This is a genomic window from Pyxidicoccus sp. MSG2, assembly GCF_026626705.1.
Classification (GTDB): Bacteria; Myxococcota; Myxococcia; order Myxococcales; family Myxococcaceae; genus Myxococcus.
Window position 1 is genome coordinate 683,350 of sequence record NZ_JAPNKC010000001.1, and the last position, 21,642, is coordinate 704,991.

Here is a 21,642-nt window from a genome sequence, read left to right on the forward strand (position 1 = left end):
ACAACCCGAGGCTCCGTTGTGTCGCAATCCGTTACGTGCGGTGACGTGCGGCGAGCACGTCCCTCTGGGCGGTTCGCGGCACGCGTGCTGCAACCGGAATCCAGCACGGATTGTCCCGAGGGGGGACGCGGAGCCTGGCCGGCTGGACACCGCCGTGCCGGGCTCCGCATGCAGTTCCGCAGCGGAGCGGCCTTGCGGGTCGGGGGCCGTGATATCTTGAATTGCATGTCAGCACTGGATCGCCCCCGGGCCCCCTCCTCCTCGCCGGACGCGAAGGGCGAGCCCCCCTGGACGCAGGAGGCCGAGGAGGGCGGAGACGAAGCACTCCACGTGACGCTGCCGTACGAGCATGCCCGCCGGGCCTACGACGCCTCCACCGTGCGCCGCTTCCGGCTCACCGTGGCGGAGGGCCCCGGCGCGGGGACGATGTGGGAATCCACCGCGGACACGTGCTCGGTGGGCTCGCACCCTCTCAACGACTTCACGCTGGATGACCCCACCGTGTCGCGCTTCCACTGCGAGGTGCGCATCGGTCCGCGCGGGCCGCAGGTGAAGGACCTGGACAGCCTCAACGGCGTCATCGTGGACGGCGTGCAGGTGGTGGAGGGGGTGCTGCGCAGCGGCAGCCTGCTGCGGCTGGGGCGCGTGGTGCTGCGCTTCGACTTCAGCGCGGAGAGCAACCGGCTGCCCCTGTCGGAGAGCACGCGCTTCGGCACGCTGGTGGGCGCGTCGGTGGCCATGCGTGGCTGCTTCGCGATGATGGAGCGCGCGGCGGCACGCGACGTGACGGTGCTGCTGGAGGGCGAGACGGGCACGGGCAAGAGCCAGGCGGCCCTGGCCATCCACCAGGCCAGCCGCCGGCGCGACGCGCCCTTCCTGGTGGTGGACTGCGGCGCCATCCCCGCCCACCTGCTGGAGAGCGAGCTGTTCGGCCACGAGAAGGGCGCCTTCACCGGCGCGCTGCACCGCCGCGTGGGCGCCTTCGAGGAGGCCGTGGGCGGCACGGTGTTCCTGGACGAGATTGGCGAATTGCCCGCGGAGCTGCAGCCGAAGCTGTTGCGCGTGCTGGAGAACCGGGAGATTCGCCGCGTGGGCAGCAACACGCACCAGCCGGTGGACGTGCGCCTCATCGCCGCCACGCACCGCGACGTGCGCGCGGAGGTGAATGCGGGGCGCTTCCGCTCGGACCTGTTCTTCCGGCTGGCGGTGCTGCGCATCTCCCTGCCGCCCCTGCGCCAGCGGCCGGAGGACCTGCCCATGCTGGTGGAGGGCATCCTCGACTTGCTGGGCGCGGACCGCGAGCGGACCCCCGCGCTGCGCACGCCGGACTTCATCGCGCGGCTGCGGCACGCGGCGTGGCCGGGCAACGTGCGCGAGCTGCGCAACTACCTGGAGCGCTGCCTCGTCTTCGAGGAGGCGGTGGACCTCTCCGAGGAAGAGGCCCTGCACGGAGGTCCGCCCGAGGTGGACCCCTCGCAGCCCTACGCGGACCAGCGCCGCCGCATGGTGGATGACTTCGAGCGGCGCTACCTGCGGGCCCTGCTGGAGAAGCACCAGGGCAAGGTGGCCCAGGCCGCCGTCACCGCCGGCATGGACCGCGTCCACCTGTACCGTCTGCTGCGCAGGCACGGAATCAAGCCGTGAGGCTCAGCGGCGCACGGTGACCCTGCCGTCGCCGGGCTCCGTGAGGAAGCCCGGCTCCAGGTCCTTCAACGCCGCCTCGGTGACCACGAGCCCCGTGCCCGGCGACTCCGCCACCCAGCCGGGCAGGTGCAGCAGTCCCGCGTTGGCCACGTGGACGGTGACGGCCAGCGCCACCGCGCCCGCCGCACCCGGGCTGCCCGCGTCCATCACCAGCGCCAGTGCTGAAGCCAGCACCCGCTCGCGCAGGGCGCGCTCGCGGGCCTCGTCCTCCGGCAGCGCGGCCAGGGCCAGCACGCAGCCGCTCCCCTCCACCTTCACGTCCAGCCCCGCGTCCCGCGCCGCCTTCCCGGTCTGCTCCAGCAGTGCGTCCAGCCGCTCCAGCGCCACCGCGTCCGGTGCGCCCGTGAGCCGGGCCTCCGCGTACAGCGCCACCGCGTACCCCGCCCGCGCCGGCGCCCGCCCGCCGCGCACCGCGACGCGCAGCTCTTCCAGCAACGCGTCCACGTCCGGGTAGCGGTCCTCGCGCCGCTTGCCGAGACACCGCAGCACCACCGCATCCAGCGCCGCGGGCACGGGCGCACGCTCTCCGGGACGCGGCGGTGGCGCGTGCAGGTGCTGCTCCTCCACCTCGTGCCGCGTGGCGCCCAGGAACGGCGGCTGTCCCGTGACGAGCTGGAACAGGAGCACGCCCACCGCGTACAGGTCCGTGCGCGCATCGGGCGGCTCACCGCGAATCTGCTCGGGCGCCATGGACAGCGGCGTACCCAGCGCCACGCCGGTATGCGTGAGCGTGGACGCTCCGGGTGCGTCGGGCGTCAGCCCCTTGGCCACGCCGAAGTCCACCAGCTTCACGTGGAGCGCCTCGCCCTTCGCGGAGAGGCGCACCACGTTCTGCGCCTTCAAGTCGCGGTGCACCACGCCCGCTCCATGCGCGGCCCGCAGCGCGGCGCCCACCTGCTCCAGCACCTCCAGCGCCTCGTCCGCGGACAGCGGGCCTCTGGCGGCCAGCTCCGCCGCGAGGTCCCTGCCCTCCAGCCACTCCATGGCGATGAAGGCCCGTCCATCCGGCAGCTCCCCGTGACCGAGCACCTCGACGATGTGCGGGTGGCTCAACCGCTGGAGCGTGGCCGCTTCGCGACGGAAGCGGCGCAGCGCGATGGTGGCCGTGGCCGACTGCGGGTGCAGGACCTTGAGGGCCGCGGGCGCACCGGTGCGGATGTCCTTCGCGCGGTAGAGCGTGGAGACGGGCCCGCGGTAGTGGACGCGCTCCACCACCCAGTGCCCGACCAGGGCACCGGCACCCAGCTCCTCACCGTAGAGTGGCTCTTCTCCGCCTGACACCCTGCCCTCCCAGGACGAGCCCCGTTACTTCCGCCCGCACGAGCGCGTGCCCGCGGCCGACTGTACCGTGTCACACGCGGAGTTCAGCCAGGTGGTCACCGGCTCCCGCCAGACGTTGCCCAGGTTGTCCTTGCACTTCTCGAAGTCTCCATCGCCCGAGACGTCGGACCCATCCTGAATGGCGCACATCCCCGGGGAGGAGTTCGAGTTCCAGCACGGGCCCGTCACCGTGGCGGCGCAGTTCTCGCCGGACGACGGCAGCGCGCAGACGCGGTTGGCCGAGTACGCCGTCCCCGACGACCAGCTCGGGTCGTAGCAGGAGTACATCTTCCGGTAGATGGAACCCTGGACGTGCACGTTGTCGCCCACCACCGTGTAGCTATCCCCCTCGCGGGCGACGTACACGTTGACCTGCGGGTGCAGCGCCACCGGGTCGAACAGGTTGCCGTAGAAGGCGCCTTCGCGCATGCCGTACACCTGCTGCTCGGACAGGTTGTACTGCGCACCGGCGCTCGAGCTCACCGCCACCGTCGCCGAGGACGTCGTGTCCAGCGAGCTCCACGGCGCGGTCATCACGCTGAACCAGGCGGTGGTGGGGCTGCCCTGGTAGGGACAGGTGAAGGACGTCACCGGCGCGGACCCGGCGCAGCTCCCGGCGGCCTCGGTGATGAAGCGGCCCCCCAGGTGGTCACACCCGACGATGCCGTCGCAGACGCGCAGCACCATCTGCCCGCCCGTGGTGGAGCCCAGCCCCGGCCCGGGGCAGGAGACGGGGCCACCCGCGCCCACCCACACCTGCGAGCCCGGCGTGCAGGAGCCGATGGCGTCCGCCTTCCAGCCGCAGTTGCGCACCTCCCCGGTCTGCGTTCCGGCGCAGGGCGTGAAGCTGTTCAGCGCCACCAGCGGGTTCGGGTCCTGCTCCGCCGGACGCGTCACCGGCTCCAGCGTGAAGACGCCCGGGCCCGTCCAGTGCTCGCCCCGGATGGACAGCTCCACGCGCCGGCCCAGCGCGTTGTTGCGCGCGAGGATGCACGCGGACACCAGGCGCTTGCACTCGCCGGTGGGGGCGTTGTCGGCCCAGTCGGGACACAGGCCCGCCTTGCCGAGCCACTTCTTGGGACCGGCCGACGCCGCCCGCGGGTCATACCACTCCAGGACGTCTCCCGCGGGCAGCGCGCAGCCCACCAGGTACTCCATGAACTTCTGCGCGTCCGGGTCCTGGAGCTGCAGGCGGATGTGAGCAGGGCCTGAGATGGCCGTCGGACCGAAGAGCGTCGTGAGCGCGTTGGACGCCAGCAGCCCGTTGGAGGTCGGGTTGGCGGAGAGGGCGTTGAGGACCAGCGCGTCCGTGGTCAGCGAGTTGGCGATGCGGATTTCCGCGACCTGAGAGGAGGGCGCCGGGGACCCGTCCGCTTCGTGAAGCCCGGTGCCACAGCCGGAGAGGGCGAGGACCAGCAGACTGAGGGTGACCGGCAGCGGGCGACACGGACGGATGGCCATGGAGCTTTCCTCCAGTTGAAGCGGGGAAGATGACGGGATGCACCGGAGCAAGCACAGGCCGAGCCAGCCTCCGGAAAACCTCGGCTCACCAGAAGAACCACGTTGAGCCCCGGCCGTCTGTAGCGAGGAGCGTCACATCTCCGGGGCGTTGTGACGTTTCGCGCTACACGGCCCATAGAGAGGCCCTCAGTGACTCCAAACGGGGGCGCCACAGCGGAGCGCCTTCCACGGCGCGCTCGGCCCGCTCCAGCCAGTCCCGGGCCTCCCGGGTCCGTCCCGACTGGAGCGCGCCCCTGGCGGCCTGGAGGAGGATTTCGGCCTTCTCGTCGGCCGAGGCGTACGTGTCCGCGTCCTCCGCCAGCGCCTGCCAGGCCTGGGCGTCCGGGGCCGCGCTTCCGGGAGAGTCCTCACGCACCTGGAGCTCCACCAGCCGGCGCATGACGGCGGTGGGCGGCAGGGACTCCGGAGGGCAGTGCGACTCAATCCAGCGCAGCTGCCGCGCGGCCTCCGCCAGGTCTCCGAGCGCCGCGCCGATGCGCGCCAGGAGCAGCGCGTCCACCGGCACCGGGTGCTCGCGGAAGAAGCGCACGCCCAGCTCGTGGACGCGGCGGGCCAGCGGCAGCGCTTCCTCCAGGCGGCCCTGCATGTAGAGCACCTCCGCGAGGTTGAAGGTGGACCAGCGCTCCACCTGGGCATGGCCCAGCTCGCGGCCCAGGGCCATGGCGCGCCGCAGGTCCTCCTCCATCCGCCCCACGTCTCCCAGCCGCAGCCAGAGCAGCACGCGGTTGATGAGGGTGGCGGCGAGGTGGAGCGCGTCGCCCGTCTCCTCGCAGCGGGTGAGCGCCTCGTCGAAGCGCGTGGCGGCTTCCTCCGTGCGGTCGAGGAAGGTCAGCGCCGAGCCCAGCAGCGCGCCGGCCACCACCAGCGTCTCGTGGTCTCTCGCACGCTCGGCGCCCTCCACGGCCGAGGTGAGGACGCGAGCCGCCGCGCCCCACTCGCCCTGGCGCACGTGCAGCCGGCCCCGGGCCAGGGTGCAGCGCAGGGACAGGCGCGGGTCGTCGAGCTGCTCGATTCGCTCCAGCGCCTCGCGCGTGCAGGCGGCGGAGCCGTCCACGTCCTCCATCCAGTCGCGCGCGGTGGCTTCCTCCAGCAGCAGGTCCACCTGGAGCGCCACGTCCTTGCGGGCCTCGGCCAGCACGCGCGCGGCAGCCAGGTCCGCGAGTCCCTCGCGGAAGCGTTGGAGCCGGTGCCGCACGCGTCCACGCCCCGCCAGTGCGCGGGCGCGGCGCTCTCCGTCCCCGTCAGGCAGCAGTGCGAGCGCGCGGGTGTAGTGCTGCTCGGCCTCCACGGAGAGGTGGGCGCGGCGGGCTTCCTCAGCCAATGCGAGGAAGGTGGCGGTGGCCTCCGCGTGGGCGCCACAGGCCGCGGCGTGGTGCGCGCGGCGGCGGCGCTCGGCCAGGCCCTCGGTGGGCGTGGCACGCAGCGCGGCGGCGTGCAGGGCGCGGCGAGTCGGAGGGGGAAGCAGGGCCTCCAGGGCCTCACGCAGCAGCGGGTGCCGGAAGGCGAAGCGTCCCGCGCCGGCGGAGCGCAACAGTCCCGTGCGCGCCAGCCGGTGGAGCCCCGCGCCCGCGTCCAGGGAGGCCACGCGCTCGGTCTCCTCGTTGAGGTCCAGGTGCCGCAGCGCCGCGTCCACGCGCGCCACCTCCACCTCCGTGCCCAGCACCGCGCACAGGCGCGCGAGCACCCGGTGCGCCTCGGGAAGTCCGGCCAGCGCGCGCGCGGCGAGCCGCTCGAAGAGCGGGGTGATGGAGACGTCCAGCAGCGCGTCCGGGGCGACGTACCAGCCGCCGCCGGGAGACGTGCGCAACGCCCCCGCGGCCCGGAGCGCGCCGGCCAGTTCCACGAGGGAGAGAGGCACGCCTTGCGCGAGCTGCTCGAGTCGCGCGAGCACGGGCTCGGGAATGTGCTCGGCGGGAAGGAGCAGGCGCAGGAGGAGCGCGCGGCTGGCCTCGGGCGACAGCGGGGGCAGCGCGTAGTGCGAGACGCGGGCACTGCGCTCGCCGAGGTGCGGGCGCAGGCCCAGCAGCGCCGGCCGTGCGGCGATGCACACCCAGAGCGGCGCGCGAGTCCCGGCGAGGGTGGCCACCTCCAGCGCGTCGAGGCTGGTGGGGTCCGCGAGGTGGCCGTCGTCCACCAGCAGCACCAGGGGCGCCTGTCGCGCATGATGGCGAAGCTCCTCGGCGAGGGCGCGCGCGGTGGCATGGCGCACGTCCGCGAGCGGCGGCGAGCCCTTCTGGCGGAGCAGCAAGGGCGTGGCCTCGAGGCCGGCGAGACTCGCGGTGCGCTCGGCGGACACGCTCGTGGCAGGTCCTCCTCGCGGGAGCGCTCCGCCCTGGCTCGAGATGGCGGCCATCAGCGCGTCATGCAGCGGCTCCTGCGTGACGGCATCCGGCGACGCCGCGCGCAGGCGCACCACCCGGGCGCGCCCTTCCCCTTCGAGCCGTGCGGCCAGCGCCTCCATGACCCGGGACTTGCCATGGCCCACCTCGCCCGTGAGGACACAGAACCCGGGGACGCCATCACCGAGGCACAGCACCGCCTCCGCCACCAGCGCGTCCACCACGACATCACGTCCGGCCAGCGGAGGTGCCTCGGACGAGGACGTGGAGGCGCCACCGTCGTGGAGCCGCAGGCGCAGGCTCTCATCCCTCGGGCGCGAAGCCCCCGCGGCCGAGGTCTCCGTCGCCCCGGGCCCGAGTCGCGCCGCGGCCGCGGGCGTGACACAGGCCTCCCCCACCGCGAGGTCCTCGGGCCACCAGTCCGCGAGCGCTTCCAGCGCGGCGCCAGCAACCCGCGTGGTGGTGGCGCCCGGGTACACGTGCAACTCCGCCAGGTGGAGGACCGCACCGGCCCTTCCCTCCTCCGCCAGCCTCCTCGCGACGAGCGCTCCCGCACGCAGGTTCGCCTCGGCGGAGTGCGACTCGGAGAAGGCGACGACGTAGCCATGCGGCCAGACGCGCGCGAGCGTGCCCCCATGCGGCTCGACAGCGGCGAGCAGCGCATCCACCGTCAACTTCGCGGGGACACCGAGCAGTGCCACGGGCCGCAGCCCCGTCCCCGAGCCCGGGAGCACCGCCATGGGAGCCACGACGGACGGAGAAGGCTCCGTCGCCCGGACCCCTTCACGACAGGCGACGTCGAAGGCGGAGAGCACCTCGGAGGCCCGCGCGTAGCGCTCCGTGGGTGACTTGGCGAGGCACCGGCGCAGCACCTCGTCGAGCGCGGCCGGCACGCTCGCGCGCTCCGAGACGCGCGGCGGACGGAGGCTCACGTGCCCGTGACGGATTTCCTCGGAGCCGCCAGTGAAGGGCGGCGCGCCCGTGAGCAGCTCGAACAGGAGGACACCGAGCGCGTAGATGTCCGCGGCCGCTCCCGCTTCGCGCGCGTCCAGGCACTGCTCGGGCGACATGTAGATGGGCGTGCCCAGGCGCTGTCCCACGGGGGTGAAGCCCGGCAACTCCGCGTCCGGGGCGACGCCCTCTCCGGGCTCATCGAGAAAGCGCGCGAGGCCGAGATCGAGCAGGCTGAGCGCGCCGCCCTCGCGCAGGAAGATGTTCTCCGGCTTGAGGTCGCGGTGGGCGAGACCCGCGGCATGGACGCGCTCCACGGCGGCGCACAGGCCGCTCAGTAGTTCCCGCACGCGGGGCACGGACGCGGCACCCGTCCCGGGCAGCGCGGCCATCCACGCGGCGAGCGTCTGTCCGTGCAGGTGCTCCAGCACCAGGAAGGGGCGGCCGCGCGTGGTGCCGTGCTGGAGCAATTCGGGTGCGGTGGGCGGACCCAGGCGCCGGAGCGCGGCGGCCTCGCGGGCGAAGCGCTCGTGGTGGGAGCCCAGGCCCAGCTTGAGGGCCACCTCGCGCCCGTCCTCCTCGCGGTACGCGGTGAAGACGTGGGAAAAGCCGCCCTTGCCCAGCAGGGCGGCACTCGTCAGCCCGGGCACGTCCGGGAGCGGCAGCGGCTCGGCGGGGGGGCCCGGCGAGGGTCGCTGGCCGTGCACGGGACACGCCGCGCCGACGGTGAGGCGGCGGTGGCAGACCGGACAACGCATGGGCGGAGGCCCACGTTACCAGAGCGCTCGGACCAGGACGATGCCGACCCCCACGAGTCCCTCCCCCGCGATGAGGCCCGCGGCGAGCGTGACGACTCCCCCCTCGGCGGAAGGACGCATGCGCCGCGTCACGGCCGCTCCCAGGGCCCCCAGGAAGAAGCCCAGCGAGGTGGAGGCCGGCACCAGGCAGGCCAGACCCATGCCCAGGGGTGACGGCACCCACCGTTGCGCCCGCTCGGGTAGCAGGCGCTCGGCCAGGGTGAGGACGGCGGCGAGCAGCGCGGCCCACAGCATGGCAACCCGCGTGGTGGGCTCCAGGCCGCCCAGGCCCGTGGACAGCACCTGGGCCATGCCCGCCGTCATCGCGGCGACGGGCGCGGGAAAGCGCTCACTCCCCAGCACGGAACGGTCCGGCACGAGCAGGAAGAAGAGCGGGACGACGGCGGCGGCGCCCACGACACAGCCGAACAACTGCGCGAGGAACAGCCGTCGCGGGTGGGCCCCCAGCAGGTGGCCCGTCTTGAGGTCGCTGAGCAGGTCCGCGGCCGACGATGCCGCGTTGACGGTGATGCCGGCGGTGGCGAGGTTGGCCTCGACGTTGCGCGGCAGCAGCACGCCGAAGGTGAGCTGCGTCACCTGCTGGAGCGGACCCACGGGGGTGGCATCCGTCTCGCCCGTGACGCGACAGGCGATGAGGCACAACACGAAGGAGAGCGCCACCGCGAGCGCCGCGTGCGGCAGCGGTACGCCGAAGGCGAAATGGGCCAGCGCGAGGATGGCCGGTGTCAGCACGGCCACGCCCCCCAGCACCCACTGCCCCGGGACCTGGAGAGCATCCACCGGATGGGGCGCCGCGCGGCGGCCGGAGAAGAGCCCTCGCAGCGCGCGGCCCAGCACCCTCCCGTCCAGCGCGAAGTGCAGCAGCGAGGCGGTGGTCAGCGCGGCGGCGCCGGGCCAGAGACTCCACCCGAGGAACTCTCCGTCCGCGGGAAGGAGGCCGGCGGCGAACACGCGCGGAGCGACGAGGCCGTGGATGAGCAGCGCCCCCAGCAGCCACGAAGCGGTGAGGCGCAGGCCGAGCAGCGCGCCCCCGCCGAGGGCAAGGAGGCTCGTCTCCAGCCCGAAGCCCAGGCGCTCCAGCGGCATGCCCCCGAGTGAGCCGGCGAAGGGGATGAAGTACGGGATGCGACCGAGCCCCTCGCGGACCGCGGTGACGAGGCCCGCCACCAGGCCACCCACGCCGAGCATGCGCAGTCCCGGCCGGGCCGCGGTGCCCGTCGTGTGCAGGGCGCGGATGGTGACGGCGGCGGCGGTGCCGGTGGCGAAGGGAAGCTGCTCATGGTCCACGAGCCGGCGCTTGAGGGGTACGGCGAAGAAGACGCCCAGGGCCGACAGGAGGAAGGTCCACGAGAGCAGCGCCCAGCCCGGAGGGTGGCTCCCGGTGGTGATCAACCACGCCCCCTGCACGGAGATGAGCGCCCCGCCAGTGGCATAACCGGCGGAGGACGCCACCGCCTGCGCGCAGCACGTCTCCAGCGGGGACAGCGGCGCTCCCGAGACGCCGGGCGCGAGGCGGCGCAGGGCCCCATGCGACGCATGCGCGAGCAGCGCGGCGGTGATGGCGACGGGAAAGGCGACGGCCAGCTTGAGGCCCGCGTAGAGATTGGTGGCGCAGGTGACGGCACCGATGGCGCTCCCCAGCAGCACGGCGCGCAGGGTGAGTTGGGGGACGCGGTCCCCCTGATACACTTCGCGCAGCCAGTACGTGTCCGCGTCCTCGGGAGTGCCGCCGGGGATGCTCAGCAGCGACAGGGAGGCGGGCGTCGGGGCCTCGTCCTCGGGTGCGGGGCGTTGAGCGGGCTGGGCGGCCATGAGCCCCCCATCCTTCCACCCTGGGGCCCCCGGCACGAGCCCCCTCGCTCGCCTGCCCGCTAGACTGGGGACATGGCCTCTTCCGATGACGCGATGACCTCCGGGTCCATCAACCTCGGGTTGATACAGAAGCTGATGAAGGACGACTCCGTCGCCCCGCTCATCCACGTCCTCTTCCGCCTCACCGTGGAGGTGGAGGCGCTGAGAGAAGCCCTGTCGAGCCCCGACACGCCCGAGTCGGTGCGTCAGAGCTACCGACAGGCGTACGCGCGCATCGCGGTGCTGTCACACAACGCGGCGGGAATCGGCGGCGGGACGGAGAAGGTCCTCCGCACGTACTTCCCCAGGGCTCACGACACGCCGGACGCTCCGTACGCGACGGAGCGGATGATGATGCGGCGGCTCGGCGCGACGGAGGAGGAAATCGAGAAGCTGTGCAGGAAGATGGACGAGGTCAGCATGTACACGTGAGTGACGCGCGAGAAGGCACGAAACTCGAAGCCCGTCCGCCTTTTCAGCGAGACGCTGGCGGGCGCGAGGGCATCACGGAGGACAGCTCCTCCGCGCGCGGCAACCCATCCACCGCGCCGAAGCGCTGCACCACCCGAGCGCCCACGTCGCAGGCGAAGGTGGTCAGCGCCGTCAGCTCCTCGCGAGAGGCTCCCGACAGCGCCCGCGCGTCGCCGTACCACCGCACCAGCCCGTGCAGCAGCGCCGCCACGAAGCCGTCCCCGGCGCCCGTGGTGTCCAGCACCGTCACGCGTGGCGCGGGCACGTGGACGCGCTCGCCCTTCCACAGCAGCACCGCGCCCCGCTCGCCCAGCGTCACCACCGGCAGCATCACCCCGAGGGCGGCCAGCCGCGCCAGCGCCTCGTCCGGCGACTCCGTCCCGGTGGCGAAGCCAATCTCCTCCTCGGAGAGCTTCACCACGGTGCACAGCGGCAGCATGCGCGCCAGTTGCCCCTTGAGCTCGCTCGGGTCCGCCCAGGCGTGGAGGCGCAGGTTGGGGTCGCAGCTCACGATGCGGCCCGCGCCGCGCGCCAGTTCCATCATGCGCACCGTGGCGTCGCGGGCCTCCTGATGGTGCAGCGAGTTGGAGCCGCAGTGCACCGCCTTCGCCCGCAGCAGGAAGCCCGGGTCCACGTCCGCCGCGCCCAGCAGGAACTCCGCCGAGCGCGTCCGGAAGTACGTGAAGCTGCGCTCCCTGCGCGCGTCCAGCGAGATGAAGACCAGCCCGGTGCGGGCCTCGTCCGTCTGCCGCAGGTGGCTGACGTCCACGCCTTCGGAGGCGAGGCGCTCGCGCAGGAAGTGGCCGAACTCGTCCGAGCCCACCACGCCCAGCATGGCCGGCCTCAAGCCCAGCCGGGCGAGCCCCACCGCGACGTTGGCTGGAGAGCCGCCCGTGCACGGGTGCCACGCGGGCACGTCCCGGACGCGCTGGCCCGGAGCCGACGGGAGGAAGTCCACCAGCGTCTCGCCGAAGCACACCACGTCCAGCGGCGGCATCGTCCCCTCGCTCATCACTCCTCCGCGAGCGCCGTCAGTCCAGGCCCACCTGGGCCATGAAGTCCACGCTCTTGAGGCGCCGGCCGAGGTGGTGGGAGATGAAGACGTTGAGCAGGCCGCGCGCCCGCGCACGCAGGTCCGCGGGCAGCGGCGTGCGCTGGCCCTCCTGCAGCGCGCGCAGGCCCGACAGCAGCGCCACCGGCACCGCCACCGACTCGCGGGCGCGGCCGCTGCACGGCTCGCACACCGCGCCGCCGTGGGCCTGGTCGAAGCGGGGCCGCTCACCGGGCTCACCGCCGCACAGCGAGCACGTGTCGAAGCGCGGCATCAGCCCCGCATGCGCCAGCGCGGACAGCTCGAAGGCGAGCAGCGACGTGGGGCCCGCCTCCTTCGCGTCCAGGCGCACGAGGTACTCCTCCAGGAGGAGGAACAGCTCCGGGTGCGGCTCATGCTCTCTCGTCAGCTCGCGGCACAGCTCCACCGCGTACAGCGCGCGGGCGATGAGGGACAGGTCCTCCCGGGCCGCGTAGTAGCCCGACACGATGTCCACCGAGTCCAGCCGCACGGTGCTGCCGCGCGTCTCGACGATGTGCACGCGCAGCCGCATGAACGGCTCCAGCGCGCCCGCGAAGCGCCGCTTGCTCTTGCGGGCTCCGGCGGCGAAGGCCGTCAGCTTTCCGTGCTCCCGCGTCAGCAGGGTGACGAGCCGGTCTGTCTCGCCATAGTCCATGGTGGACAGCACCAGTGCGTCATCGTCGTAGCGCTCCATGGGGTGGATTCAACGCGCAAGCGGGGAGGGAAGCTTCCCGCTCAGCACGAGGAACAGGTACACGCCCAGCAGCAGGGCCACCACCAGCACCGTCAACCCCACGTACGCCCGCTTGCGCCGCTCCTGCTCGAGCTGCACCGGCGAAGGCGCCGGCACCGACTTGTCCACCTCCTCGTAGCGGAGCACCGCCTCCTCGGGGGACATGCCGATGACGCTCGCGTACGCCTTGATGTAGTTCACCACGAAGATGCGCGAGGGCAGCCGCTCCACCTGCCCGGCCTCCAGGGCCGAGATGAGGGTGGGAGGAATCTTCGTCTCCCGCGCGACGTCATCGCGCGAGAGTCCCCGAAGCTCTCTCTGCTGGCTGAGGTACTTGCCGAATTCGACGTGGTCCACGGGTGTCCAGATAGCCAACCGGCTAGAGCTTTTCCAGCAACCTCCGGCAGTCATCCTTCAGCTGTTGTTCAGCGGGCTTTGCCTTGGCCTCGCAACCGGCGAAGGCCTGCTTCGCCGCGTCCACCTGGCCCTGCTTCGCCTGACACACGCCGTCGCGCAGGTACGCGTCCGCCACGTCCGGGCAGCTCTCCCGGTACCGGGAGAACTGGCGGCACGCCTCGTCCGTGCGCCCCGTCTCGTCGTAGATGAACCCCAGATTCCTATAGCCCAGGCAGAACGAGGGGTTTGTCGTCACCGCCGCCTTGATGCTCTCCAGCGCACGGGCCGTGTCGCCCTTCTTGTACCAGGCCCAGCCCATGTTGCCCTGGGCGATGTAGGGCGTCGGGTAGAGCATGTCGTTGAGGACCTGCTCGTAGAGCTTGATGGCCTCGTCATAGCGGCCCTGGTCCAGGTGCACGTTGGCCAGGTTGGTGCGCGCCTCGGAGAAGGTCGGCCGGACTTTCAGGGCGCGCTCGTAGTGCGCCACGGCCTCCTCCGGCCGGCGGAACGACAGGTGCAGCAGGATGCCCATCGCGTTGTTGGCTTCCGGGTAGTCCGGGTCGTTCTCCAGCGACAGCTTCAGCTCGCGCACGGCGTCCTGCATGTTGCCCAGCTGCTGCGCCTGGATGGCCAGGTCGTAGTGGATCTCCGCGCTCCGGCGCTCCTTCTCCGTGGGAGTGTGGGCACAGCCGGCGGACACCAGCAGGAGCGCGAGCGAGCAGGACGCGAGGGCGAGGCGGGACATGGGGCGTTGGATTCTCTCGGCGGGAGGGGGGAAACGAGGGGGCTTCAGAAGGCGGCGAGGAAGCGGCCCAGGGTGGTGGTGACGTTCTTCTTCTCCTCGGCGCGCGCCACCACGGCGGGCACGAGCTTCGGTTCCTTGAAGAACACGGGCAGCGTCTTGAGCCACTCATCCTGCTGCGTGGGCGGCGCGGCGCGCCAGTTGGCGTCGTCCATCATGAAGCCGAGCGACTCCACGAAGGCCAGCGCGTCGCCTTCGTCCTCTCGGTACTCGTCGCCCGTCGTGTTGCGCCGGCCGGACAGGTACACGGCGCAGTCGGCGGCCTCGGCCAGGTAGAGGTACACGAAGACGGCTGCGGCGCCCTGCCCTCCACGGATGCCCACGACGAACGCCTGCGCCGGCCCGGCCTGCTTGCCCGGAATCGCCACGTGCGGCGTGTTGAGGGAGATGTGCAGCGCGAGGACCTGCTCCCGCGTGGCAGGCAGGCCCCGGTAGCGCTCGTCGAGGTTGAACACGGTGGTGTCTCCGTTGCCCTTGAGCCCGCGGCCTTCAGCGCGTGGTGAGGGTGAACTCTTTCGTGACGTCCTGGGAGTCCGCGGCCGTCGTCTGGAAGCGGATGAGGGGGTTGTCGATCATCACATTCCCTCCGCCCTCGTTCCCTTCACCGATGATGACCCGGAACACGTGGTTGGGCGAATTGCTGCGCCGGCTTCCCGAGCCGACCTTCCGTGCAATCAGCGTCACGTTGTTCGTCCCGGGCTCGAGGTTGCGGGTGATGTCGGTCACCACCTGGTCCTCGTTGCCGCGCAGCTTCCGCAGCCACTTGGAGTTGACGTACACGTCGATGTCGTACTCCGTCATCCCCGGCACCGTCTGCTCCGTCACCAGGTAGTAGCGCTGGGTGATGCGCCCGGGCACCACGGGCGCGGGGGCCGCCACCGGAGCCGGAGCAACCGGGGCACCCGCGACGGGAGCCGCTGCGGGAGCCGGAGGCTGCGCCGTGGGCGCCGTCGCCTGGGGCGCGGGAGTCACGGGCGCCGGAGGCGCGGGCGGAGTCACCGTCGTCACCCGGGCGGCGTAGCCGGGCGCGTCGATGTAGATGTTGCCGGCCTCGTCGATGCGGACGGTGGCCTTCTCGAACTTCGTGTTGGTGACGCCGTCAATCTTCACGCCGTTGAGGAAGACGGAGCCGGCGAGGGCCCCCATGGGGGCCAGGGCCAGCACGGCGGCGAGAGCGGCGCTCGGAAGCAGGCGATTCATGCGGGTCTCTCCTGTGAATCTCCAACAGTCCCGGGCACTTGCAACGCTTAGCGCACCCCGGGGGACGGGACAAGGCGCGCGTGCACCCGGATTGGAGCGGCCGAGCCGCCCGGAGATTCACCCGCCCGTCAGGGGGCCGGCTGCACGGGCTCCGCGGGCAGCTCCCGCTGCGCCAGGGACCAGTCGCCGCCCAGGCCGTGGCCCTCGCGGAAGCGCCGGAAGTCCCGCCGCACCAGCCGGGGATAGCGCCGGAAGCGATCCAACTCGCCCTCCTTGATGGCGGTGCGGATGCGGGTGGGCCCGGCGTTGTAGGCCATGAGGGCCAGGTCCAGGTCCCCGCCGAAGCGCTCCTGCAGGGAGTGCAGGTAGCGGATGCCCAGCCGCACGCAGAGGGCGGGGTCCGCCGTCACTTCCTCGCGCGACAGGCGCAGGCCCTCCTTCTCCGCCAGGAAGTGCAGCGTGCTGGGCTTGATCTGCATCAGCCCCTTCGCGCCCTTCTCGGAGATGGCCTCCTCCTCGAAGTCGGACTCCACGTCGATGAGGGCCAGGATGAGCAGCGGGTCATACCCCGTGCTCCGGGCCTCCTCGGCGATGGCCTGCCCCAGCTGCCGCCGCAGGGTGAGCCCCAGGTCCGGGGCCCGTCGCGCCAGCACCGCGTCGATGAGCCCGCCCTCGGGGGGCGTGGCTTCCGCCGCCACCACCTCCGGCACCACCGGCTGCACGGGCCGCTGGTCCAGCAGCGGCACCAGCCGCGCGGACACGACGAGCGCCAGCCCCGCCAGGAGCGGGAGCCGGGAGCAGCCAGAGCTGAGGGCGTGGAGATGCTCGAAGAGCCGCGTTCCGAAAGACCTCCCGCCCGAGAGGGCGGGGGCTTTCACTTGCGCTGCTCCAGTTCCTGGATGCGCTCGGCGAGCTTGTCCAATCGCGCGCCGAACGACGCCAGCTCCTCACGACGAGGCAGCTTCAGCCGGGTGAGGGCCAGGCGCACACGCTCTTCGACGTTGTGCTCCAGGTCCTTCCGGTGTCCCGCCAGCCGGTCGGTGAAATCACGGGCCTGACGCTTCACTTCTTCCTGGCTCCAGCCGGCCACCGCCGCCACGCGCTGCACGGCGCGGGAGGCTTCCTCCTCCGCCGTGTTCACCGCCAGCAGGGCCTGACTCCAGAGCTTCTCAAAGGTCTCCGCGACAGGGTTCTTCTCTCGGGCGGCCTCGGGCTTGTTGTCCATGGGTCTCTCCGGGAGTGGGTCCACCGGGCCGCCTGGCCCTGAGGGGTCGAGGAACGGCCGAAGTAAGCACACCCCCGACGTGAAGGGAACGACGGCGAGCCCCCTCCCCCTTCCAGAGTCCACTCATGGAAGGGGGAACCGGCACCCACCGTCACAGGTCAGACGGTTCTCAGGCGCGCGGGGACGACGAAGCCCCGTTGGCGGCCTTGGAGCCCACCCGGCGCACCGGCTTGAGCAGCGCGTCCACCTTGCGCGACAGCTTCGCCAGCTCCTTGTTGAGGTCCTTGAGCTGGGCCTGGCTGGCCACGCCCACCGCCTCCACCACCTTCGTCTGGAGCCCGTCCAGCCGCTTGCGCAGCTCGGTGCCCGCCCCTTCCACCTTCTTGCCCAGCTCCTTCACGCGCGGGTCCGTCAGCAGCTCACCGGCCTGCAGCTTGGCCCACAGCGCCTGGGCCTCCTTCGCCGCCTCCTGGCCGCGGCTCTCCAGCGTCTTCACGGCCTTCTGGGCCTCGCCCTCCAGCGTCTTCACCGCCTTCTGGGCCTCACCCTCCAGCTCGCCGAAGCGCTTCTGCGCCACCGCCAGCTGCGTCTTCAGGAACGTCTCCACGTTCTGCGCGATGCCGCTCTTCGCGGCCTCGGCGGCAGGCGTCGTCTCGGCCTGGGTCTCGGTCGTCTCGTGCTTCGCGGTCATACCGTCCTCCCCTTTGTTTTCCCGGTTGAACCGGGCGGTAGCCAACTGCGTCAATCAGCTCTGCGCCCTGACTTAACGCAGCGCGCCATGACCGTCAAGTCAACTCACGAAGAAAACGGGAAAGCTCGGACAAAAAGAAAACCGCCGCCCCGGTATGGAAACCGGAGCGGCGGCTCGAGTTCAGCGGGACGCCTTCAGAGGCGGCCGGGCGGAGTCTAGGCCGCGCCGGTCGTCTGGGTGCCCTCCGGGCGGGAGGGCGGCGGCGTCAGGGGGCCGTCGCCGTGCGTGGCGGCGAGGGCGGCCTCCATCTCGTTGACCTCGTCGGTCGGGCTCTCCACCTCGATGTCGAGGTGCTTGTAGTTCGGCAGGCCCGTGCCGGCGGGGATGAGCCGGCCCATGATGACGTTCTCCTTGAGGCCGCGCAGGTAGTCCACCTTGCCGTTGATGGCGGCCTCGGTGAGCACCTTGGTGGTCTCCTGGAAGGAGGACGCCGAGATGAACGACTCGGTGGAGAGCGAGGCCTTGGTGATGCCGAGCAGCAGCGGCTCACCGACGGCCGGGCGCTTGCTCTCGGCCATGACCTTCTCGTTCTCCTCCTCGAACACCCACTTCTCGACCTGCTCGTCGACGAGGAAGTTGGTGTCGCCCACGTCGGTGACGCGCACGCGGCGCAGCATCTGCCGGACGATCGTCTCGATGTGCTTGTCGTTGATCTTCACGCCCTGGAGTCGGTAGACCTCCTGCACTTCGTCCACCAGGTAGCGCGCCAGCTCCTTCTCGCCGAGCACCTTGAGGATGTCGTGCGGGTTGGCCGCGCCGTCCATCATCGCCTCGCCGGCCTTCACGCGGTCGCCGGAGTGGACGCTGATGTTCTTGCCCTTGGAGATGAGGTACTCCTTGGCCAGGTCGGTGCGCTGCTCGCCATTCACCTCGGGGGTGATGATGAGCTTGCGCTTGCCCTTGGTGTCCTTGCCGAACGACACCACGCCGTCGATTTCGGCAATCGCCGCCGCGTCCTTCGGCTTGCGCGCCTCGAAGAGCTCGGCCACGCGGGGCAGACCGCCCGTGATGTCCTTGGTCTTCGTCGTCTCGCGCGGCACCTTGGCGATGACTTCGCCCGGGTGGATTTCATCGCCGTCGTTGACGGTGATGATGGAGCCCTGCGGCAGGAAGTAGCTCGCCGGGTTGCGGGAGCTGGGCAGGTCCTTCACGTTGCCGTTGGCGTCGCGGATGGTGACGCGCGGGCGCGCCTCCGGGTCCTTGGACTCGATGATGGTCTTCCGGGACAGGCCGGTGACCTCGTCGAGCGTCTCGGACATCGTCACGCCTTCGATGATGTCCTCGTACCGGACGACACCACCGACCTCGGTGAGCAGCGGGATGGCGAACGGGTCCCACTCGGCCAGGAGCGTGCCCGCCTCGATGCGCTGGGTCTCCTTCACGAGGATGCGGGCGCCGTAGATGACCTGGTAGCGCTCGCGCTCGCGGCCCGAGTCGTCCACCACGACGAGCTCGCCGTTGCGGTTCATGGCCACCAGCGTGCCGTCCGTCTTCTGCACGGTGCTGAGGGCCGCGAACTTCACGGTACCCGCGTAGCGGTTCTCCAGGCTGGACTGCTCCGCGCGCCGCGTCGCCGCACCACCGATGTGGAAGGTGCGCATCGTGAGCTGGGTACCCGGCTCACCGATGGACTGCGCCGCGATGACGCCGACCGCCTCACCCACGGACACCTTGCGGCCGCGGGCCAGGTCACGGCCGTAGCACTCCACGCAGATGCCGCGCTTGGCCTGGCACGTGAGCACCGAGCGGATCTTCACCTTGTCCAGACCGCTGTTCTCGATGCGGCGGACGCGCTCCTCGTCGATCTCCTCGTTGGCGCGCACCAGCACCTCGCCCGTCACGGGGTCGAGGATGTCGTCCAGGGCCACGCGGCCCAGGATGCGCTCGCCGAGCGGCTCGATGATCTCGCCGCCCTCCACCAGGGCGCCGATGAACAGGCCGTCCATGGTGCCGCAGTCGTACTCGTTGATGATGGCGTCCTGCGCCACGTCGACGAGACGGCGGGTGAGGTAGCCGGAGTTGGCCGTCTTGAGCGCCGTGTCCGCCAGGCCCTTGCGGGCGCCGTGCGTGGAGATGAAGTACTGGAGCACGGAGAGGCCTTCACGGAAGTTGGCCGTGATGGGCGTCTCGATGATTTCGCCGGACGGCTTCGCCATCAGGCCGCGCATACCCGCCAGCTGGCGGATCTGCTGGGCGCTACCACGCGCGCCCGAGTCGGCCATGATGTAGATGGGGTTGAAGGACGGCTGCTTGCGCGTCTCCTTCTTGCCGTCGCGCTCGCCCGTCGTCTCCTCGCCGGAGATCTGCTGCATCATCTCCTGGGCGACCTTCTCCGTCACCTCGGCCCAGATATCGATGACCTTGTTGTAGCGCTCACCGTCGGTGATGAGGCCCTCGAGGTACTGGTTCTCGATCTCCGACACTTCATTGCGCGCGTAGTCCAGGAACTCCTGCTTCTTCGCAGGGATGATCATGTCCTTGAGCGCGATGGAGATGCCGGCGCGGGTGGCGTTGTAGTAGCCGAGGCTGCGGATGCGGTCGGCCAGCAGCACCGTCTCCTTCTCGCCGGTGAGGCGGTAGCAGAGGTCGATGAGGCCGCCGAGCGACTTCTTGTCGAGCACCTTGTTAATGGCGTCGAAGCCCACGCGGCGCGGCACCACTTCCCACAGGAGGACGCGGCCGACGGTGGTCTCCTTGCGCTTGCCGTCGATGCGGCAGACGACCTTGGCCTGGAGGTGCACCTCGCCGTGGTCGTACGCGGCCCGCACCTCGTCCGGGGACGAGAAGATGCGGCCCTCGCCGTTGGCGAACTCACGGGCGCGGGTCATGTAGTAGATGCCGAGCACCATGTCCTGCGTCGGGACGATGATGGGCTTGCCGTTCGCGGGGCTGAGGATGTTGTTGGTGGACATCATCAGCACGCGGGCCTCCATCTGAGCCTCGATGGAGAGCGGCACGTGCACGGCCATCTGGTCGCCGTCGAAGTCGGCGTTGAAGGCGGCGCACACCAGCGGGTGCAGCTGGATGGCCTTGCCCTCGATCAGGACGGGCTCGAAGGCCTGCATGCCCAGGCGGTGCAGCGTGGGCGCGCGGTTGAGGAGCACCGGGTGCTCGCGGATGACGTCCTCGAGGATGTCCCAGACCTCGGGACGCTCCTTCTCCACCATCTTCTTCGCGGACTTGATGGTGGTGACGTAGCCCTTCTCTTCGAGCTTGTTGTAGATGAACGGCTTGAACAGCTCGAGGGCCATGATCTTCGGCAGGCCGCACTGGTGCAGGCGCAGCTCGGGGCCCACCACGATGACGGAGCGGCCCGAGTAGTCCACGCGCTTGCCGAGCAGGTTCTGGCGGAACCGGCCCTGCTTGCCCTTGAGCATGTCCGACAGCGACTTCAGCGGCCGCTTGTTGGGGCCGGTGATCGTCTTGCCGCGGCGGCCGTTGTCGAACAGCGCGTCCACGGCCTCCTGCAGCATCCGCTTCTCGTTGCGGATGATGATGTCCGGAGCGTTGAGCTCCTGGAGGCGCTTGAGGCGGTTGTTGCGGTTGATGACGCGGCGGTACAGGTCGTTCAGGTCGGAGGTCGCGAAGCGGCCACCGTCGAGGGGAACGAGCGGGCGCAGGTCCGGCGGAATCACCGGAATCACGTCCAGCATCATCCACTCGGGCTTGTTGCCGGAGACGCGGAACGCCTCGGCCACCTTCAGGCGCTTGGCGTACTTCTTCCGCTTCGCCTCGCTGGAGGTCTCCCGCATGTCCTTGCGGAGCTCCTCGGAGAGCTTCTCCACGTCCAGCGACTTGAGCATCTCGCGGACGGCCTCGCCGCCCATGCCCGTGGTGAAGGAGTCCTCACCGTGCTCCTGGAAGAGCCGGTGCATCTTCTCCTCGCTGATGAGCTCGCCCTTCTGCAGGGGCGTCGCCTTCGGGTCGAGGACGATGTAGCTCTCGCAGTAGAGGACCTTCTCCAGCTCCTTCAGGGTGATGTCGAGCAGGTTGCCGATGCGGCTCGGCAGCGACTTGAGGAACCAGATGTGGGCCACGGGCGTGGCCAGGGTGATGTGGCCCAGGCGCTCACGGCGCACCTTGGACTGGATGACCTCCACGCCGCACTTCTCGCACACCACGCCACGGTGCTTCATGCGCTTGTACTTGCCGCAGTTGCACTCGTAGTCCTTCACCGGCCCGAAGATGCGGGCGCAGAAGAGGCCGTCACGCTCGGGCTTGAACGTGCGGTAGTTGATCGTCTCGGGCTTCTTCACCTCGCCATGGGACCACTGGCGGATCTTGTCGGGCGACGCCAGCGCGATGCGGATGGCGTTGAACGACAGCGGGTCCTTGGGCTTCTCGAAGAAGTTGAAAATGTCCTTCACGTTGCCTCCGAAATCTCGTTGGGCGGCCCCCCATGGGGGCTGCCAGCTGATTCGGGCCCCCGCCCCGACCCGGCCGCGCCCTCCCCTCTTCGGGGAGGCGGGCGGCCGGTCAGGCGGGCGC

The 21,642-nt window shown here is 71.1% G+C and carries 16 protein-coding genes; 2 read left to right on the plus strand and 14 right to left on the minus strand.

All coding sequences use genetic code 11. From position 1 onward, the window contains the following. Positions 1-225 precede the first annotated feature (225 nt). Complete coding sequence (locus OV427_RS02890; protein ID WP_267854586.1) at positions 226-1,644, plus strand: sigma 54-interacting transcriptional regulator; 1,419 nt, start codon at positions 226-228, stop codon at positions 1,642-1,644. 3 nt (positions 1,645-1,647) lie between these two features. Here the strand turns inward: OV427_RS02890 and OV427_RS02895 are convergent, their stop codons facing one another. The 4 genes from OV427_RS02895 to OV427_RS02910 form a co-directional block, all read right to left on the minus strand. Next, on the minus strand, positions 1,648-2,985 hold the full coding sequence (locus OV427_RS02895) for a serine/threonine-protein kinase (protein ID WP_267854587.1): 1,338 nt from the start codon (positions 2,983-2,985) through the stop codon (positions 1,648-1,650). Between the two features lie 24 nt (positions 2,986-3,009). Beyond that, positions 3,010-4,485 (minus strand): hypothetical protein, encoded by a 1,476-nt coding sequence (locus tag OV427_RS02900; RefSeq protein ID WP_267854588.1) that lies wholly within the window; start codon positions 4,483-4,485, stop codon positions 3,010-3,012. Between the two features lie 163 nt (positions 4,486-4,648). Continuing rightward, a complete protein-coding gene (locus OV427_RS02905; protein WP_267854589.1) occupies positions 4,649-8,593 on the minus strand; it encodes a serine/threonine-protein kinase PknK in 3,945 nt (1,314 codons plus the stop codon). Between the two features lie 15 nt (positions 8,594-8,608). Next, positions 8,609-10,465 carry an OPT family oligopeptide transporter gene (locus OV427_RS02910; protein WP_267854590.1) on the minus strand — a complete coding sequence of 619 codons (1,857 nt, stop codon included), beginning with the start codon at positions 10,463-10,465 and terminating at the stop codon, positions 8,609-8,611. A 72-nt stretch (positions 10,466-10,537) separates the two neighbouring features. Here OV427_RS02910 and OV427_RS02915 point away from each other — a divergent pair, with 72 nt between their 5' ends. Next, positions 10,538-10,936, plus strand: coding sequence for a hypothetical protein (locus OV427_RS02915; protein WP_267854591.1), 399 nt, complete (start codon positions 10,538-10,540; stop codon positions 10,934-10,936). 43 nt (positions 10,937-10,979) lie between these two features. Here OV427_RS02915 and OV427_RS02920 read toward each other — a convergent pair whose 3' ends face one another. From OV427_RS02920 to rpoC, 10 genes are all read right to left on the minus strand, one after another. After that, entirely contained in the window at positions 10,980-11,987 is a 1,008-nt protein-coding gene (locus OV427_RS02920) for a carbohydrate kinase family protein (RefSeq protein WP_267854592.1), read from the minus strand. 19 nt (positions 11,988-12,006) lie between these two features. Continuing rightward, positions 12,007-12,741, minus strand: a complete 735-nt coding sequence (recO, locus tag OV427_RS02925; protein WP_267854593.1) for a DNA repair protein RecO — start codon at positions 12,739-12,741, stop codon at positions 12,007-12,009. 9 nt (positions 12,742-12,750) lie between these two features. Continuing rightward, on the minus strand, positions 12,751-13,137 hold the full coding sequence (locus OV427_RS02930) for a helix-turn-helix domain-containing protein (RefSeq protein WP_267854594.1): 387 nt from the start codon (positions 13,135-13,137) through the stop codon (positions 12,751-12,753). A gap of 22 nt (positions 13,138-13,159) precedes the next feature. Beyond that, on the minus strand, positions 13,160-13,921 hold the full coding sequence (gene tgl, locus OV427_RS02935; RefSeq protein WP_267854595.1) for a social motility TPR repeat lipoprotein Tgl: 762 nt from the start codon (positions 13,919-13,921) through the stop codon (positions 13,160-13,162). Positions 13,922-13,965: 44 nt separating this feature from the next. Next, a complete protein-coding gene (locus OV427_RS02940; RefSeq protein WP_267854596.1) occupies positions 13,966-14,433 on the minus strand; it encodes a social motility and stimulation tgl protein in 468 nt (155 codons plus the stop codon). Between the two features lie 34 nt (positions 14,434-14,467). Continuing rightward, positions 14,468-15,178 carry a hypothetical protein gene (locus OV427_RS02945; RefSeq protein WP_267854597.1) on the minus strand — a complete coding sequence of 237 codons (711 nt, stop codon included), beginning with the start codon at positions 15,176-15,178 and terminating at the stop codon, positions 14,468-14,470. 128 nt (positions 15,179-15,306) lie between these two features. Continuing rightward, entirely contained in the window at positions 15,307-16,056 is a 750-nt protein-coding gene (locus OV427_RS02950; RefSeq protein WP_267854598.1) for a lytic transglycosylase domain-containing protein, read from the minus strand. Next, a complete protein-coding gene (locus tag OV427_RS02955) occupies positions 16,053-16,403 on the minus strand; it encodes a phasin family protein (protein ID WP_267854599.1) in 351 nt (116 codons plus the stop codon). The genes OV427_RS02950 and OV427_RS02955 overlap by 4 nt, the downstream gene beginning before the upstream one ends. 169 nt (positions 16,404-16,572) lie before the next feature. Then, a complete protein-coding gene (locus OV427_RS02960; RefSeq protein WP_267854600.1) occupies positions 16,573-17,094 on the minus strand; it encodes a hypothetical protein in 522 nt (173 codons plus the stop codon). Between the two features lie 215 nt (positions 17,095-17,309). Then, positions 17,310-21,521 (minus strand): DNA-directed RNA polymerase subunit beta', encoded by a 4,212-nt coding sequence (rpoC, locus tag OV427_RS02965; protein ID WP_267854601.1) that lies wholly within the window; start codon positions 21,519-21,521, stop codon positions 17,310-17,312. Positions 21,522-21,642: the final 121 nt, after the last annotated feature.